The 17,548-nt window shown below is 64.8% G+C and carries 15 protein-coding genes; 10 read left to right on the forward strand and 5 right to left on the reverse strand.

All coding sequences use genetic code 11. From position 1 onward, the window contains the following. From FA702_RS04765 to FA702_RS04785, 5 genes are all read left to right on the forward strand, one after another. Positions 1-1,176, forward strand: a complete 1,176-nt coding sequence (locus FA702_RS04765) for a glycosyltransferase (protein ID WP_136955237.1) — start codon at positions 1-3, stop codon at positions 1,174-1,176. A gap of 280 nt (positions 1,177-1,456) precedes the next feature. Then, the gene (locus FA702_RS04770) at positions 1,457-2,563 is read left to right on the forward strand and encodes an LptF/LptG family permease (protein WP_255504792.1); all 1,107 of its coding nucleotides are present in this window, start codon (positions 1,457-1,459) and stop codon (positions 2,561-2,563) included. 53 nt (positions 2,564-2,616) lie between these two features. Further along, the gene (locus FA702_RS04775; protein ID WP_136955239.1) at positions 2,617-3,816 is read left to right on the forward strand and encodes a hypothetical protein; all 1,200 of its coding nucleotides are present in this window, start codon (positions 2,617-2,619) and stop codon (positions 3,814-3,816) included. Further along, the gene (locus tag FA702_RS04780; protein ID WP_136955240.1) at positions 3,809-5,140 is read left to right on the forward strand and encodes a lipopolysaccharide biosynthesis protein; all 1,332 of its coding nucleotides are present in this window, start codon (positions 3,809-3,811) and stop codon (positions 5,138-5,140) included. The genes FA702_RS04775 and FA702_RS04780 overlap by 8 nt, the downstream gene beginning before the upstream one ends. Further along, the gene (locus FA702_RS04785) at positions 5,140-6,303 is read left to right on the forward strand and encodes a glycosyltransferase (protein ID WP_136955241.1); all 1,164 of its coding nucleotides are present in this window, start codon (positions 5,140-5,142) and stop codon (positions 6,301-6,303) included. The genes FA702_RS04780 and FA702_RS04785 overlap by 1 nt, the downstream gene beginning before the upstream one ends. On the opposite strand, the gene FA702_RS04790 is transcribed toward FA702_RS04785, so the two are convergent. The 5 genes from FA702_RS04790 to FA702_RS04810 all read right to left on the reverse strand — a co-directional run bounded on the left by FA702_RS04790 (position 6,203) and on the right by FA702_RS04810 (position 10,364). Continuing rightward, positions 6,203-7,150: a formyl transferase gene (locus tag FA702_RS04790; RefSeq protein WP_136955242.1), complete on the reverse strand. Its 948-nt coding sequence runs from the start codon at positions 7,148-7,150 to the stop codon at positions 6,203-6,205. The genes FA702_RS04785 and FA702_RS04790 overlap by 101 nt on opposite strands. Then, positions 7,116-7,661 carry a phosphatase PAP2 family protein gene (locus FA702_RS04795; protein WP_136955243.1) on the reverse strand — a complete coding sequence of 182 codons (546 nt, stop codon included), beginning with the start codon at positions 7,659-7,661 and terminating at the stop codon, positions 7,116-7,118. The genes FA702_RS04790 and FA702_RS04795 overlap by 35 nt, the downstream gene beginning before the upstream one ends. 164 nt (positions 7,662-7,825) lie before the next feature. Then, positions 7,826-7,963, reverse strand: coding sequence for a hypothetical protein (locus FA702_RS22715; protein WP_168195997.1), 138 nt, complete (start codon positions 7,961-7,963; stop codon positions 7,826-7,828). A 423-nt stretch (positions 7,964-8,386) separates the two neighbouring features. After that, entirely contained in the window at positions 8,387-9,694 is a 1,308-nt protein-coding gene (locus FA702_RS04805) for a HAMP domain-containing sensor histidine kinase (protein WP_086486136.1), read from the reverse strand. Then, positions 9,687-10,364, reverse strand: a complete 678-nt coding sequence (locus tag FA702_RS04810) for a response regulator transcription factor (RefSeq protein ID WP_086486135.1) — start codon at positions 10,362-10,364, stop codon at positions 9,687-9,689. The genes FA702_RS04805 and FA702_RS04810 overlap by 8 nt, the downstream gene beginning before the upstream one ends. 289 nt (positions 10,365-10,653) lie before the next feature. On the opposite strand from FA702_RS04810, the gene FA702_RS04815 reads away from it, so the two are divergent. The 5 genes from FA702_RS04815 (at position 10,654) to FA702_RS04835 (ending at position 17,510) form a co-directional block, all read left to right on the forward strand. Next, positions 10,654-11,640, forward strand: a complete 987-nt coding sequence (locus tag FA702_RS04815; protein WP_255504714.1) for a YncE family protein — start codon at positions 10,654-10,656, stop codon at positions 11,638-11,640. A 56-nt stretch (positions 11,641-11,696) separates the two neighbouring features. Beyond that, entirely contained in the window at positions 11,697-12,011 is a 315-nt protein-coding gene (locus FA702_RS04820; RefSeq protein WP_086486133.1) for a PepSY domain-containing protein, read from the forward strand. Positions 12,012-12,178: 167 nt separating this feature from the next. After that, positions 12,179-13,453 carry a TolC family protein gene (locus FA702_RS04825; protein WP_370385496.1) on the forward strand — a complete coding sequence of 425 codons (1,275 nt, stop codon included), beginning with the start codon at positions 12,179-12,181 and terminating at the stop codon, positions 13,451-13,453. After that, positions 13,450-14,478, forward strand: coding sequence for an efflux RND transporter periplasmic adaptor subunit (locus tag FA702_RS04830; protein ID WP_086486131.1), 1,029 nt, complete (start codon positions 13,450-13,452; stop codon positions 14,476-14,478). The genes FA702_RS04825 and FA702_RS04830 overlap by 4 nt, the downstream gene beginning before the upstream one ends. After that, positions 14,478-17,510, forward strand: a complete 3,033-nt coding sequence (locus FA702_RS04835; RefSeq protein ID WP_086486130.1) for an efflux RND transporter permease subunit — start codon at positions 14,478-14,480, stop codon at positions 17,508-17,510. Before FA702_RS04830 ends, FA702_RS04835 begins: the two co-directional genes overlap by 1 nt. The last annotated feature ends 38 nt before the right edge of the window (positions 17,511-17,548 follow it).

Consider the following 17,548-nt stretch of genomic DNA (forward strand, 5'->3'; position numbering starts at 1 on the left):
ATGCGCATCGTCGATGTCTGCGCCTTTTATGCCCCGCAAGGGGGCGGCGTGAAAACCTATGTCGAGCACAAGCTGAAGGCCGCCCGCGCGGAACGGGAGGAAGTGATCGTCATTGCGCCGGGCGCGAACGATGCCGTGATCGAGCGGACGGCGGGCGGCTGCATCATGACCGTCGCGGCCCCGCGCTTTCCCCTCGATCGCCGTTACCGCTATTTCGACGACGAACGCACCCTCCATAGGCTCCTCGATCGCCTCGCCCCCGATGTCGTGGAAGCGTCGTCGCCCTGGGCAAGCCCGGCCATGGTCGCGCGCTGGCAGGGATCCGCCCGCCGATCGCTGGTGATGCACGCCGACCCCCTGTCCGCCTATGCGTACCGGTGGTTCGGAGGACTGGCCTCGCGCGCCAGCATCGATCGGGGCTTCGACTGGTTCTGGCGCCACCTGCGGCGGCTCGACGATCAGTTCGACATGGTGGTGAGCGCCAGCGCCAGTCTCTCCGCGAGGTTATACGCCGGCGGCCTTCGCAAGCTCGCGACCATTCCAATGGGCGTCACGCCCGGCCTCTTCTCGCCCGCGCTGCGCGACGAGAGCCTGCGGGCGCGCCTGCTCGCCCGCTGCGATCTGCCGGAAACAGCAACGCTTCTCATCGGCCTTGGCCGCCTTGCCGCCGAGAAGCGCTGGCCGATGGTGATCGAAGCCGTCACCGCCGCGGGCTATGACCATCCAGTCGGCCTGGTCCTGCTCGGCAACGGCCGCCAGAAGGCAACGGTCGTTCGCGCAGCGGCCAACAATCCCCATGTGCATCTGGCCGCGCCGATCGCGGATCGGCGGGAAATCGCGACCCTCCTGGCAAGCGCGGACGCATTGATCCACGGCTGCGAGGCCGAGACCTTCTGCATGGTCGCGGCAGAGGCAAAAGCGAGCGGCCTGCCGCTCATCGTGCCTGACGAGGGTGGCGCCAGCGACCAGTTCGTTCCCGGCCAGGGGGAGATCTACGCCGCCCGATCCCCGCTGGGACTGGCGGACGCCATCCGCAGGTTCATGACTTCCGATCCGCACGGTCATAGGCGGCTCGCCAGCCTGGCGGCCGGTGACGTTACGAGCATGGACGACCATTTCAGGCAATTGTTCGACATCTATGCGCGCGGTTCGCACCGCTTCGCCGATGCCGCCTGAAGATCTCACACTGCGACGGGCCATGCCATCGTCCAACGGCAGCGATCCGAAACCTGCCCATCAATCGCGGCCCATCGCGCGCGCAGACCTTCCCGAACCGGCAACCGATGATCTCCGTGCCGATGTCCGCCACCCGTGCGGACTGATATGGCATGGCGCCTGCCCAGGTTGGCCACTGATCGTCCGGATCCTCTGGTGGGTAATGCGCCACAACCGCGACTGACGCCGGGTGCTACTCGACCGTTATCTCCTCCGCCGAATCCTGCGGCCCTTTGTGGCCGTGCTTGTCTGCACGGTCGCGATTCTCCTTCTGGAGAATCTAGCGCGGCTCATGGAACTGCTCCAGCATGTACGAGATCCGCTCACCCTTCTCGCGAAATCCTCCTTCTACCTGCTTCCGGAATATCTCGGGATCGGTCTGCTCGTCGCGCTTTTCCTCTCCATTGCTCTCGCCATTCGCACGCTCTCGCTTCACGGTGAATGGCAGATATTCGCCGCGGCCGGTATAACGCCCGTTCGCCTTTGCCTCATCCCATTCCTGCTGGGCATGGCCTGCGCGACCATCGAACTCGGCATTCACTTTCAATTCCGGCCCGCGGCCGAATATCGACTGGACAGCCTGTTTTCCGATGTCCGCCGCGGCCTGTACGGTTTCGGCGGGAATTTTGGCGAAATCATCCAGCTCGACGACACAACGGTCATGACCGCCGATGGCTTTGAACGATCTACTGGCAGGCTGGCACACATCTTTATCGCCCAGCGGGGAACGGTCTACACCGCGCGCAGCGCTTTTATTTCTCTTGATGGCAACGGGGATATCTACCTTTTGCTCGAGCAGGGACAAAGCATCGTGCCCCGGCGCAGCGATCATTTCGATGCTGTGAGCTTCGGACGGCTGCGAATTCGTCTCGCGCGAACGGAGCCCGATCCAGGACATAGGCCGGATACGGCATTCGACAGACTGGCCTACCGCGAACTGATGCGCCACATCGGTCTTGAGCGCGAAGCGGATATGGGAACGCGGAAGGCGCTCGCCTCCTTCGCATCGCGATGCGCCTATGCGGCGATTGCCCTCTTGCTCCCGTTTCTTGCACTGGCTTTGGGCGCACTGCCTGTACGCGGGCGATCCCCTTACGGCATCGGCGCCGGCATCCTGGCAATCGTTGGGTATATTCGGCTGGTCGCCTATGTCGAAACCGCGGCGGCGACGCACCCGATTGCCGGCTTCGGCTTCCTTGTCGGCGGATACGGATCGGCGATTGCCATGATCTGGCGTGCCGAATGCCGGCATGGGCCAGGCTCCGTGGAGACATGGCTGGCCACGCGCCTGGCGAGGCCGATCGCCGCCCGCATCGCACGTTTCCAGACCCATTTCCGCACAGCATAAGAATTTTTTCCGCGAGCGACTGCGGTGGACCGCGGGCGTGACGTCGCACAACGATGCGCATCGGCTTTCTCTTCAACCATGATCAGGTTCATCAGGTCGCGCATAGCCTGCCCATCGCGCTCGCACTGGCGCGCCTGGGGGCGAAGGCGGAGATCATCCTCGCAACGACCAGCGCGCGTCTTCAGGCCGAAGTCATCCGCCTTGGCGGCGCTGCGATCGGTGGCCGCGTCACGCTTCAGCCGCTCGAACTCCAGCGACATACGAGCCGCTGGCTCGCCGCCGCTGGCAGTTCGATCGTGCCCACGACCAAGCTTCTTATCTACAGGGACAATCTCGATTTCTTCCGGTCCCTCGATATCCTGGTCGTGGCCGAAAAGACCTCGCTGATCCTCAAGGACCGATATGGCCTCGACCATCTCAAGATCATTCACACGCGCCACGGCGCCGGGGATCGGGCGATCGGTTTCAACCCCGAAAGCGCGAAATTCGATCATGTCCTGGTTTCCGGGCCGAAGATCCGGGACCGCCTGATCGACGACGCCGGCGTCGATCCCGGCAGGATCAGCATCGTCGGTTATCCCAAATTCGACATCCACGATGGCATGACGACGCACGGTCTCCTCAACGACGGAAAGCCGGTCGTTCTCTATAACCCCCATGTCTCGCCGCACCTCTCATCCTGGTACAGGATGGGCCGCGCCATTCTCGACTGGTTCATCGACCATGAGGAATATCACCTCATCTTCGCGCCTCATGTGATGCTCTATGAGCGCCCCTTCGTCATGACGATCGACAAGCTCAGGATCGATCGCCCGCGCCGCATCGAGGAGCGGTATCTGCGCGCGCCGAACATCCACATCGACCTCGGCAGCAGGGCCTCGACGACCATGGCCTATACCAACCGGGCCGATATCTATCTCGGCGACGTCAGCAGCCAGGTCTATGAGTTCCTGCGCCAGCCGCGCCCCTGCGTTTTTGTGGACGCGCATCGCACCGCCTGGGAAAATGATCCCAATTTCGCCCATTGGTCGGCTGGCCCCGTCATCGGCAACGTCGCCGATCTCGGTCAGGCGCTGGCTCAAGCAAGCGCCGACCACGCCGGGCATTTCCGACCCATCCAGGAGAAGCTGTTTCGCTACAGTTTCGATCTAACCGACGAGCGTTCTTCGGATCGCGCCGCGCGCGCGATCGCCGAACTCGCCGGCTTGGACCGTCCATCATCCGATCCGATGAAGAGCGTGGCATATGGTTGAAGACGTACCGGGCGGCCTGGTACGGCGGATATACGGAAATCTCGGAAAGCTTCTGTCCGGCAAGGCGGCCGCGGGCCTCATCAGCCTGATCTACATGATCATCGCCGCGCATGCGCTCGGCCCCACCGATTATGGCGTCCTCGTACTCGTTCATGGCTTCGTCACCACCGTCGGCGGACTCATCGAGTTCCAGGGATGGCATGCCGTCGTCCGCTATGGCGCCGCTGCCCTCGCGCGCCACGATAAGACAGCCCTCATCAAGCTGTTACGCTTTGTCGGTGGGATCGAGATCGCGGGCGGCATCGCCGCCATCGCCGCTGCCGCCTGCCTTGCGCCGATACTCGGACCCCGGCTCGGATGGTCGGCGACGGCACTGGCTCTCGCCCTGCCTTACAGCTTCGCCCTGTTGGGATCGGTGCGCTCCACTGCCGCGGGCTATCTCCAGCTCATGGGCCGCTTCGATCTCCTTGGCCTCCATAATGCCGTCGCGCCCGCCGTCCGGCTCGCCGGCGCGATCCTCGCATGGTGGATGCATGCCGGCCTCAGCGGTTTCCTGATCGCATGGCTGGTCGCTGCCTTGCTCGAATGGGCGTCGCTATGGGCGTTCGCGCTTTGGGTCGCACGGCAAAATATCGAAGAAGCCCACATCCTGGGTCCGATGCGGGGCGTCACGACCGATAATCCCGGGATCTGGCGCTTCATGCTGATCGCCAATGCCGACATCACTTTCGGCGAACTCGCGGGCCGGATCTCGCCACTGATCATCGGCTGGATGCTGGGAGCTGAAGCGGTCGGCTTCTATGCCATCGCGCAGCGTGCGACCGTCGTCATCGCCCAACCGGCGCAGATCCTCGGGCAGGCAGCTTATGCCGAACTCGCACGTCTGGTCGCCGCCGGTGATGACGGGCGCCGTCTCCGCCGGGCCGTCCTCCATTGCATCCTGATCGCGATGGCGGCCGCCGTGCCGGTCATTCTGGTCCTGGCCTTCTTCGGGCGCGAGGTCGCGATCCTGATCGGCGGGAAAGCCTTCGCCGATGCGGCACCGATCATGCTCTGGCTGACAGTTGCTCGCGCCTTGCTGCTCGCAGGCCCACCGGCAAGTTCCGCCCTGATCGCGATGGGGCGGCCGTCCATGTCCGTGGGCGCGAATTTGATCGCCAGCCTGGGACTGCTCCCGCTGCTTCCCCTCTTGCTCGGCTGGTTCGGCCTCCCCGCGGCGGGGTGGCATGCCGTGCTGCAAGCCGGAGTCAGTTCCCTTCTGCTGCTTCTCTTCGTCTTTCGGGAGAGCCACGAGGGGGTTCGCATCACAAGGCTCGCCGGCTGATGCGCATCGCCTATGTGATCAACTCGGTCGAAGGTGGCGGCGCCGCGGCCCCGGTGCCGATGGTCTGCGATGTCCTTCGCCGGCAGGGGGCGGAAATCAAGGTGTTCGCGCTCACCGGCCGCGACCGCAGAGGCTTGCCGGCAATGCACGCGGCCGGGCTGGACGTTGATATCCGCGAGGATGGAGAAAGAGACCATAGGCGGGCGCTGCGCTGGCTCGACCAGGAATTCGCGGCATGGCGGCCCGATATCGTCTGGACGTCCCTGACCCGCGCGACATTGCTCGGCCAGATCGCAGCGGAACGCCTCCGCGTGCCTACCGTCAGTTGGCAGCACGCCGCCTATCTCAAGCCCGCGAACCGCGTCTTGCTTCGGATGAGGCAGCGCGCCTCAAGCTTGTGGCTTGCCGATTCCGAATGTGTCGCCACCCTCACCCGGCAGCGGTTAGCCGTTCCGGAGGGTCGCCTCATGACCTGGCCGCTGTTCGCGGTTGACCCCGATGCACCCCAAGCCCTTCCCTGGCGGCCAGGGGAGGTGCTACGGATCGGCAGCCTCGGCCGCCTACACCCCGTCAAGGGCTTCGACATCCTCCTCAACGCGCTGGCACGGCTTCGCCGCTCTTCCTTCCATCCGGCAACGCCGTTCGAACTGCATATCGCCGGCGACGGCAACGAGCGGGGCCGGCTGGAGAGCCTGATCGCCCACCATGGCCTTGCCGGCATCGTCAAGCTTGCGGGCTTCACCGCGCAGCCCAGGCAATTTCTGGCGACGCTCCACCTCTACGTGCAGCCCTCTCGCTCCGAAGGCCTGTGCATAGCGGTCCATGAAGCTATGCAGGCAGGCTTGCCTTGCATCGGGAGCGCGGTGGGCGAAATGCCCTATTCGATCCAGCACGGACAGACAGGCCTGGTCGTGCCCCCCGACGATGAGGAGGCCCTCTCATTCGCGCTGGCCCACTATCTTCGCCTGCCAGAGAAACTCGGCGCGATCGGCGCCGCCGCGCGCGGCCATGTCCATCAGAAGCTCAGCCGCCAGGCTTTCGAGGCTACCGGCCGGGCCGTCTTCAAGCGGGTCGCCGCGCTCCTGCCTTCCGGATCATCCGCCCTGCGTCCAACAACCAGCCGCACCCACTCCGATCGATCCGTTTCGCGTCGATCAGCGTGACAGACCCGCAGTCGTTGATCGTATGCAGCCCCTCGTGGAAGGGTTTCCAGCGGACGAACGGCTCGATCTTCGCGCCGGGTTCGATCGATACGCCCGCCGGTGCGAGACGGTCGAAATGGAGCAACCGGATCGCGCCGCCGTAGGTCCGGCTGCAATCCTGGACCGGCAGCACCGGCCGGCCGTCGAACAGGAACGGGCGTCCCGCTGGCCTGGCACCGCTCAAATCCAAGCGCACGGGATCAGGCTGGACAGACGACCACGGCCCTTCAATCCGGTCTGCATGCATGATGTGCAGACTTCCCATCCGGTGCAGCCGGTCGATCGATGAGCTGAAAAACAGCCACCAACGCCCGTCATGATGAAACGGCGTCGCGTCGATCGCCTCGCGGCCGAGGGGCAGCGTGCAAGCCGGTTCCCAGTCAAACGGGAAGGCCCGGCAGCGATAGAGGGTAAGCCTGCCCGACCGATAGGCCTCCGGCAGCATCCAGAGCGACCCTTCGGACTCGAAGATCGCGGGATAGGAGAGATGCCAGGGCTCCTCGAGCACGCGCCGACGCTCGAGCTGCCGAAAACCGGCGTCCAGCACAATGCAATCGATCACACCGTGGCGGGAGCGATAGTCATAATGCTCGACGAACAGATGAAGCCGATCCTCGTGCCACCAACCGAAGGGATCCGCATCGAAGGTGAAGGGTCTTCCTACATCGAGCCAGGTGATCGCGACATCGGCCGGCAGCCCGTGACCGGCGAGCGTTGCCACGCCAGCGTGCACAATGCCGATACGCCACAGATCGCAACGCCGCGGCATCGAGTCAGAAGCGGACAGCCACGACCGCTCCGCCGCCATGGGAATCTCCCCATGGCACCAGCCTCACGTTCGACGAATAAGGTTTGGTGATCAACAATCCGCTCGCTTCCCCGATCGCGGCGCCGGCAACCGCGTCGTACCAATGATGCCGTTTCGCTTCGACGCGCGAGATGCCAACGAAGGTCGCGACCAACGTGGCGGGCAACCCGACCTGCCACCCATAGCGCCGATTGAGCGTCGCGGCAGCGGCAAATGACAAGGATGTATGGGCCGAGGGAAAGCTCTTGAAATCGCTGCCGTCCGGCCGCTGCTCGTGCGTGACATGCTTGAGGCCCTCGGCGATGCCATATCCGACGCCGAGGCTGGCGCCAGCCTGCAAGGCGCCCGTCTCATCGCCCTTGGCAAGCGGGAGGCCGAACGCAATCGCGCCAAGACCGATCGCACCGACGTCGCTTGCCGTACTCCAGCCGTTACGATCATTCGCGAGAGCTGGCGTTTCGCTTGCGAAAACCGATAGCGCCAGTGCCGCGCTCAGCCCGATCCGTTTCATCCTGTTGCTGCTCCCATGGCCGCCCCGGCCCATGGGTGTGTGACGTCACCGATGGAGCTCACCGCAGTCCGGTCGACGCAAAGAAGACGCGGCGCTCGGCATCAATGAGCGATCACTTCCCAACCGGATTCGAGAGCATCGATGGTGCCGGAACCGAACCGGCCTCAGCCTTGCCAGTTCAGGATCGCCCAGCCCCGCTCTGTGGCCAGCCTGCGCAGCTTGCGGCTCGGATTGACGGCAATGGGTTCATCGCGCCAAGTGAGGGTATGATGATCGGGATGATCGTCGGAATAGAAACGCACGTGAACGCGGCCCCGGTCGATTCCGAGCGAGGCAAGCGCATCGATGATCGCGCGACGTTTGTCCGGTCCGTATACTGAGCGGCTGAACGTCCGCCTGCAGGGCCTTGTCTCGGGCGACCGCGATTATCGCCTCAACGGGGTCACCGGGTTCGGCCGCCGCGAGGTGAATAGCTATGCCGTCTTCGACCTGATCGGCAGCTACCGCGTGACGGACAAGGACAGCGTGACGGTGGGCATCGAGAACCTGCCCAACAAGCAGTATCTGCCCGTCTACAGCCAGCTCATGCGCAACAGCACCAACTCGAGCCGCGTCCCGGCCAATGGCGCGACAATGACGATCATTACAAGCGGAGTTGGTAGAGCTCGCATCGGAAGCGCGAGCTACGCCGGCAAGGTCGGCCTGAAGCTCGCGCTTGACTGGGCCTACCGGTTCAGCGGCAAGGTGATCGCTACCCGAAGGCCCTTGGCCCCCTCGATCGACACCTCTCCGCCATGCGCATTGGCAACTGCCGCTACCAGGCTCAATCCAAGGCCATGGCCGGGCGTCGTCCGGCTGGCCTCGCCGCGATAGAAGCGGCGCGTCAGTCGAGGACCATCGACGGACGATACTCCCGGTCCGTCGTCGGAGACCGCCAGTTGCACCGAACTGTTCGTCCGTTCGAGGCTGAGCGTTACGGCTGTGCCTTGCGGTGTGTGCACGATGGCATTGTCGAGCAAATTCGCCATCGCCTGTGCGAGCAGCTCGCGATCTCCAAGCACCGTGATGCCAGGCTCGATACGCCAGCCCAGCGTTCGCCCACTGTCGCACACCGCCGGCAGAAACCCGTCGCAGACGGTTTCGGCGAGAGCCGTGAGATCGACCGGTGCGAAATCCTGCACCAGTCCGCCACCCTCCACCTCGGCAATCCGGAGGATCGCGGAAAAGAGCTTCAGGAGCTCGTCGCCCAGTTCAATGGCGCGCTCTTCGGCACCCTCGACCTTGCCGACTTGCTCAAGCTCACTGCGCAAACGAAGCAGCGGCGTCCGCAGATCATGCGCGACATCGCTCGACACCTGCCTCAAATTCTCCATGAGACCCGCGATGCGATCCAGCATGGCATTGAGCGCCATTGCGACCGTGTCGAACTCATCGCGGCGCGGACCGACCGGCATTCGCTGCCCGGTATCCCCTGCAACGATCGCATGGGCTGTGCCGCTGATCCCGGAGAGCCGGCGCTGCAGATATCGGCCAAGAAGCAGAGCGCTGACCACGCCAATGACGAGGACGCCCGCAAAGGCGAGCCCGAACATGGTCAGTATCGTCCTGTCGATCTTCTCAATCGCCTCGGAATCGATGCCGACCACCAGCCGGCCGCCACCGGGAAGATCGACGGCCTTGGCGCGGGCAACATCCGGACCTTCCACTGGATCCTGGAACAGGATCCTGCTGAACCCGATATCGGGACGCCGCGTATCAAGCCCACCGGCGATGCGGCGTCCTTCTTTGTCGAACAGTGCATAGCCGAACGTATCCGTCGCTTCGCGCCGGTTGATCTCGTCCAGCAGCTCGGCCGGGTTCCGTTCGCGCGCCAGATCGGCGAGCTCTTCGGCGATGGACTGGTCGCGCTGCCGGCGAAACTCCAGGTCCGCCGCGAAATAGACGGCCACGCCGAGAAGAAGAACCGCCACGGCAAAGGCGGCGGCATAGGTGAAGGCGATGCGATAGGCCGCGCTGGACCGAAGGCTAGTCATTCGAGCGCATCCGGTAGCCCGTGCCCCTGATCGTTTCGATGGGATCGTCCGGGAAATCCGCCCGCAGCTTGGCGCGCATGCGGCTCAAATGGCTCTCGACGATATTGGTCTGGGGATCGAAATGAAAGCCCCAGACCTGTTCGAGAAACATGGTGCGCGTCACGACGCGCCCCGCATTGCGCATCAGCACTTCGAGAAGAGCGAATTCACGAGGCTGGAGGTGAATGACCCTGCCGGCCCGCGTGACCGAACGCCGCATGGCGTCCAGCACCACATCCCCGACTTCCAGCCGCGTCGAAACTTCCGGCATCGGCGATCGGCGCGTAACGGCGTTGAGCCTTGCGACGAGCTCGGCCATGGCGAAGGGCTTCACCAGATAGTCGTCCGCGCCGGCATCGAGTCCGGATACCCGGTCGGAAATGCCGCCCTTGGCCGTCAGGACGATGACCGGCACCGATATCGAGGCCGCCCGCAACTGACGAAGGACGTCCAGCCCCTCCATGCCCGGCATCATGCGGTCCAGCACGATTGCTTCGAACCCGTCCTTTGCGGCAAGCCTCAACGCATCCTCGCCATTTGTGACCTGGGTCACGACGTGGCCGAGCTGAATCAACCCGCGTTGGACGAAGACGGCTGTGTCGATATCGTCTTCGGCAAGGAGGATATGCATAGGCCTCAAATCCTTCGGACCGGATGCGAAAGGGTCCTTCGACGGCTCCGCCGGTCATCATATGTGCGTGGCGCCGGACGGGCCAAGCACAACAGCATTCCTGGAGTGCGGCATCGCCTGGTTCACGCCCGATCTCTTCTAGTCATAAACCCCGTCGGAAGAGCATTAGGATTTCCCAATCTTCGTTAACAGGATTGTATTTTCCCAATGTTGGGCTGCGCGCTGGCAATAGCGGCAAGATGAAGGCATCGATGGCAAAGAAAGCCCGAGGCACATCATGCGACTCCACTTGATCCCCGCCCTGACAGCCGCCTTCCTGACGATCGCCGCAGCGCCTGCGGCACCGACATATTCGGTGGCAAGTTCCATTCCGGGACCGGATGGGAGCTGGGATTATGCTCGGGTCGATCCCAGCGCGCATCGTCTCTATGTGGCCCGCGGCGATGCCGTAACGGCCGTCGACCTCGCGTCGGACGCGGTAACATCCGTTGGACACGTTCAGCGCGGGCACGCTGTCATGCCGCTGGCGGATGGCCGTCTCCTGGTCACAAGCGGCACGGATGGCACCGTCCGTTTTCTGAACGCGGCCAATGGCAACCAGATCGCCAGCGTCGCAGTCGGCAAAAAGCCCGATGCGGCCATCCTGGATGAAAAGGGCGACCGCGCCTTCATCATGAACGCGGAAAGCGGCACGATTTCGGTGCTCGATACGGCCTCGATGCGGGTCACGCGGACGTTTCGCGCCAAGCCTGGCCTCGAATATGCCGCGCTCGCGGGGAACACGCTATTCGTCAACAACGAGGATCTGAACGAGATCGAAGTCGTCGATATCGCGCGCGGGAAACCCGGCAAGGCTATCGCCCTTCCCGGCTGCGAAGGACCAACCGGGCTTGGCTATGATGCGAGCCACGCCCGTCTGATAAGCGCCTGCGCCAACGGCAAAGCCGCAATCATCGACACGAGAACACATAGGCTCTCGCCACTCCTCGACATCGGCCGCGGGGCCGACGCGGTCATCATCGACGAAGGGCGCGGCCTCGCCTTCATCCCTTGTGGACGGGACGGCGTTCTGGATATTCTCTCCCTGGCGTCGTCCAGCCAAGTCACCGCTGCAGGTCGGGTGACGACAGAGATCGGCGCCCGCACCGGCGCCCTCGATCCGTCAACCGGGACAATCTTCCTCCCGACCGCCCGATTCACCGCTCCGGCACTGCCCGGCGGTCGGCCAACGCCCGTGCCAGGCTCCTTCCACATCCTGGTCGTGAAGCCGGACTGATGCAGGCACGCAAATGCCCGCGTCGTTCGTCAAGGAAAGCCCCTTTGGAGGTTCCCATGAAACTGCCCATGATCCCCGCCATTCTCTCGATTGTTGCGTTCGCCGCGAGCGTTGCGCATGCTGCCCAACCAGCCCCTTCGCATCCCGATCCCGCCCATCAGGCGAAGATTACCATGCAGCACGCGCGCGTGCTTGCCCTCAGGGCACGTCCTGGCACCATCACCGATCAGGAACTCGAACGGGAGCCCGGCGGGAGCGGTTTACGCTATTCTTTCGACATCACCAGCCATGGGAAGCCCTTCGAGGTTGGCGTCGATGCCATCACGGGAACGATCCTCGAGAATGTCGCCGAGGGCAAGAACCCGGATTGATACCGGAGCGGCTGTGGCCAGCCTCGCTCCTAGACAGCCGGTCTTCGGGCCGGCCGTGTCTTGCTGACCCAACACCAAGGATAGTCATGACATTCTTGCGTGCTATACCGAGATCAGGGATCAGTTCGATCGCCCTCGCGACACTTCTATCGGGCTGCGCGCATTATATGCCCCTGTCCCTCGCCACTGCACCGCCCCTGGCGGAGACGGTGGGCGAACTTTCCGTTGCTCCACCGACAGGTGGACCGTTGTCCATAGAACAAGTGGTCACGCTCGCCCTCGCCAACAATCCCGATCTCAAGGCAGCGCGCCTCAAGCGCGCGGTGGCGGCGGGACAGACGAAACAGTCCGGGATCCTGCCCAATCCCTCGCTCGCCGGCGCGATCCTCCCGCTGATCTCGGGCGCAGGAACGGTGCCGGCGTGGAATATCGGCCTGTCGCAGGACATCAAATCGATCATCACCTACAAGTCCCGCCGCCGCGCGGCGCGCGACAGCGAGCAGCAGGTCGCGGCGGACGTCGTCTGGCAGGAATGGCAAGTCGCCGGAAAGGCGCGCCAGCTTGCGACCGACCTTATCATCGGCGCGCGCAGCCGTCCCTATTATGTCGCTGCCTATGAGTTGCTCACCGAGCGCAACGCCAAGCTCGAACAGGCCCTCGCCGCCCGCAATACGACCCTGACCATCGTGGCGCCGGATCGCGTGGCCTTGCAGACAGCGCGAACCGCGCTCAACAGCTTCGACCAGAACCAGCTCTCGCTGATACACCAGTTGAACGCCCTGCTCGGGCTCCGTCCCGATGTCGTCGTTCCGCTTACCGCCGCGCCCGACCTGCCGCCGTTCGATCCCGCGGCCATCCGGGCCGGCCTGGCGACCCTGCCGGACAGGCGCCCGGACCTTCTGGCATTGCGGCTTGGCTATGCGGCTGCCGACGAATCCGTACGGCAGGCGATCCTCGCGCAATTTCCCGACATGGTCCTGGGCGGCAGCGTCGCGAGCGACAATTCCAAGGTCATCAACGGCGGACCCAATGTCACGCTCGGCCTGCCGATCTTCGACCACAACCAGGGCAATATCGCGGTCGCCAATGCGACGCGCGCGCAGCTTCACGCCGAATATGAGGCGCGGCTCGCTGCCACCAGCGGGGAAGTCGAGGCGATGCTGAGCGAAGCAGAGCAACTGGCCGCGCAACTCGAGATCGCCCGCCGCGACCTTCCCGCGGCCCGCCTCGCCGCCGCGCGCGCGTCCGCCGCCTTCGGCGCCTCCAATCTCGACGAGCGTGGCTATGTCGACCTCGTCTCGAACCGCGTCTCGAAGGAGCAGGAAATCATGACACTCGAACTCGCCCTGCTCGACCGCCAGATCGCCATCCAGACCCTGGTCGGCGCTGGACTGCCAATAGCCGACCTCCCGCCCGAACCCGTCGGCGGAGCGCGGCCATGAAGCGGAGCTTCGCCCTCCCCCTCCTGCTGCTGCCCTTGGCAGGCTGCGGCGGATCCTCCAGCGCCGATCAGACGCCTGAACCGAGCGTTCTGGTCAGCCTAGCCAAGCCAGCGCGGGGCAGCCTGCCGCAAAGCATCGAAGCATTCGGCTCCGCGGCTCCCGGAACCAACGGCGCGCAGACGATCAGCGTCGCCCAGCCTGGGCAGGTCATACGTCTTGCCGTCACTTCCGGCACCGCCGTGCGCGCGGGACAGGTTCTTGGAACCTTCATGGTCGCACCGACCGCGCGCGGCGCCTATCTGCAAGCCGAGGAGGCGCTGGCCGCCGCACAGAAACAGCGCGACAGCACGGCCCAGTTGCTCACCCAGCAATTGGCGACGCGGGATCAGCTGGTGCAGGCCGAAAAGGCGGTCTCCGATGCTCGTGTCGCCCTGGCGGGATTGCGCGCAGAAGGGGCCGACCAGGCCGTTCAAACACTAACCGCGCCCTTCGACGGCGTGGTGACGACCATCACCGTCGCACAAGGCGACAGGACCCAGCCCGGCGCGCCGCTCCTGACGGTCGCACGGGCCGGCGGCATGGTCGTCACCGTCGGTATCGATCCCGCCCAGCGCGCAAGCCTGGCGGCGGGGCAGCGCGCGACCTTGCGCAGGCTATCGGGCGGGCCTCCGCTGACGGGACAGGTCGTGCGCGTCGGCGGCGCACTCAACGCCAGGACCCGCATGGTCGATGTCGACCTCAATTTCCCGGCCGGCGCGCTGATGCCCGGTGAGGGCATGCAGGTGGCGATCGAAACCGCGCAGGTCGCCGGCTGGGTGGTGCCGCACAAGGCAGTGGTGACCGCCGACGGGCCGGCCCACATCTTCCAGGTTGCCGGCGGCAAGGCGAAGGCGGTGCCCATCCACATCCTGCTGGCTTCGGCCGCCGGCGATGTCATCGAGGGCGCCATTGAGCCCGCGAGGCCGATCATCGTCGAGGGCGCCTATCAGGTGAATGACGGCATCGCTGTTCGGCAGGGCCGGTAATGATCGAACGGCTGCTTCGCTCGCAATCACGCGCATTCGTCCTGATAGCCATGGCCATGGCGGTGGCTGGCCTCGTAGCCGCGCTCTCCATGCCGATCGGGCTATTCCCTCAGGTTTCCTTCCCGCGCGTGGTCGTCGACCTGGATTCTGGCAGTCGCCCCGCGAGCCAGACGGCGCTCACCGTCACGCGGCCGGTCGAAGAAGCGATCCGCGCCGTGCCGGGTGTGCAGAATGTTCGTTCCGAAACCAGTCGGGGTTCGGCGCAGATCTCGGTCGATTTCGGCTGGGGCCGCGACATGGTCGCGAGCACGCTCCTGATCGATTCCGCCATCGCGCGCGTCGTGCCGACGCTCCCCGCCGGCACGGCCTATGATGTACGTCGGATGGACCCCACCGTCTTTCCGATCATCTCCTATGCGCTGGTCTCGAACACGGCGGACCCGGTCGCGCTGCAGGATCTCGCCCGCTACCAGATCACGCCTCTGCTTTCATCCATCTCCGGGCTGGCACGCGTCGGCGTCCAGGGCGGCGAAACGGGCGAGGTGCAGGTGCTTGCCGACCCGCATCGGCTCGCCGACCACAATCTCGCGATGTCCGACCTGGTCAACGCCATCCGCGACGGCAATGTGCTGAGCGCGGTCGGACAGGTGCAGGACCGCGGCCGCCTCTCGCTGGTCATTGCCGACCGCAGTGTCATCGCCGCGCGGGATGTTGGCGACATCGTCGTCCAGTCCGATCCCACCGGCGTGGTTCGCGTGCGCGATGTCGCCACCGTGCAGGATGGCCGAATGCCGCAATGGCAACGGATCGTCGAGGATGGCCACCCCGCCGTCCTGCTCAACATCTATGAACAGCCCGACGGCAATGCAGTGCAAATCGCCCAGCAGGTTCAACAGAAGCTTGCCGGATTCAAGCTTCCGCCCGACGTCAAATTGGTCAACTGGTACGACCAGAGCGAGCTCGTCACCCAGTCGGTCGCGAACGTGCGTGATGCGGTTCTCATCGGCCTGGTCCTCGCCGCCCTTGTGCTCTTCTGGTTCCTGCGCAGCTGGCGCGTGACCCTGGTGGCGGTCATCGTGGTCCCGGGGACGCTCGCGGCGACCGTGCTGGTGCTGAGCGCGCTGGGCATGAGCTTCAACATCATGACCTTGGGCGGAATTGCCGCAGCCGTCGGCCTCCTGATCGACGATGTCATCGTCATGGTCGAGCACATCGCCCGCCGGGCCGGCGCCAGAGACGAGAATGGGCAGTCCCGGGGCGCCGCTGCGGTTTTCCCGGCCGCCCACGAGTTCATGACGCCACTGACGGGCTCGAGCCTCGCGACGCTGATCGTCTTCCTGCCCCTCGCCTTCCTCACCGGCATCACCGGCGCCTTCTCCAAGGCACTCTCGCTGACGATGGCGGCCGCGCTCGGCATCTCCTGGGCGATGACCGCATTCGTCGTGCCGGTGCTGGTCCGCTGGCTGGTCGATTTCGACAGCTGGCACGATCCGGGCGAGGCGGGCGAAGGGCGCGTGGCCGCGGCGCACGATCGCGTGCTCGATCGGCTCGCCCGGCAACCCTGGCTCCTCGCAGTGATTGCTGTTCCGCTCCTGGTGATCGGCTACATCGGCTATTCGGCCGTCCCGACCGGCTTCATGCCGAAGGTCGACGAAGGCGGGTTCATCATGGACTATTACACCGTGCCCGGAACCTCGCTCGACGAGACAAGCCGGCAGGTGGGGCAGATCGACGCCATGCTGCGCACCAACCCGGACGTTCTGACCTTCTCGCGGCGTCTCGGAACCGGCCTCGGCGGCGATCTCGGCCAGAGCTACCACGGCGACTATTTCGTCCGGCTGAAACCCGGCCACAGCAAGCCGACTGACGAGATCGCCACCGGCGTCGCCGACAAGGTGGCGCGCAAGGTACCCGGCGTCGAGGTCGAGGTCGCGCAGCTGATGGAGGATCTGATCGGCGACCTGACGGCAGTTCCACAGCCGATCGAGGTCAAGCTGTTCGCCTCGGATCCATCCGTTCTGTATGGGGAAGCAAAGAAGGTTGCGGCGCTGATCTCAAAGATCAACGGGGTCATCGAGGTCAAGGACGGCGTCCGCCTCGCTGGCGATGCCCTCGACGTGCATGTCGATCCGGTTCGGGCGGGCCTTGAGAGCGTGACCCCTGCCGAGGTGGAAACGCAGCTCTCCAATGCGCTCACCGGCGCCACGGCCACCACGCTCGCCCAGGCGACCAAGGCGGTCGATGTCCGTGTACGGCTGCCCAATGCCATGACGATCAGCGAGACCGAGATTGCCCAGCTGCCGATCCGCGCGACGGACGGACATGTCTTCCCTCTCTCGCGGGTGGCCACGATTACGCCGGTTGCCGGCCAGCCCCAGCTCAGCCGCGAGAATCTGGAGCCGATGGTCGCCGTGACCGGCCGCATCCAGGGCCGCGGCATCGGCGCGGCCGTCGGCGACGTCATCGCCGCACTGGATAAGCCCGGAACGCTCGGGGCCGGCGTGCGCTACGAAATGGGCGGGCTCTATCAGCAGCAGCAGATCGCCTTTGCCGGCCTCATCCGCGTGTTCGGCGCGGCGCTTATCGCGGAGTTCATTCTGCTCCTGCTGCTCTATCGGCGCTTCTGGCTGCCGGTGATCATCATCGGCTGCTCGCTGCTCTCGACCACGGCGGTGTTCACCGCGCTCTGGATCGCGGGCGTAGATCTTAACATCACGGCGCTCATGGGCATGACGATGATCATCGGCATCGGCACGGAAATGGCCATCTTCTACGTCTCGGAATTCGAGGAGATGTCCCGGCACATGCCGCCGGTCGAAGCGGCGCGCGAGGCGAGCCGCCATCGGTTGCGCCCAATCACCATGACCACGCTGGCGGCGATCCTGACCTTGCTGCCGCTGGCGCTCGCCATCGGCCAGGGCTCGGGTATTCAACAGCCGCTGGCGATCGCGATCATCGCCGGGCTGCTATTGCAATATCCTCTGGTGTTGATCGCCATGCCGATCCTCGTGCGCCTGACATTGCCGAAATAACAGGCCTTTGCGGACTTGAACCGTGATGACATGAGTAT

It is taken from the genome of Novosphingobium sp. EMRT-2 (genome assembly GCF_005145025.1).
GTDB lineage: Bacteria > Pseudomonadota > Alphaproteobacteria > Sphingomonadales > Sphingomonadaceae > Novosphingobium.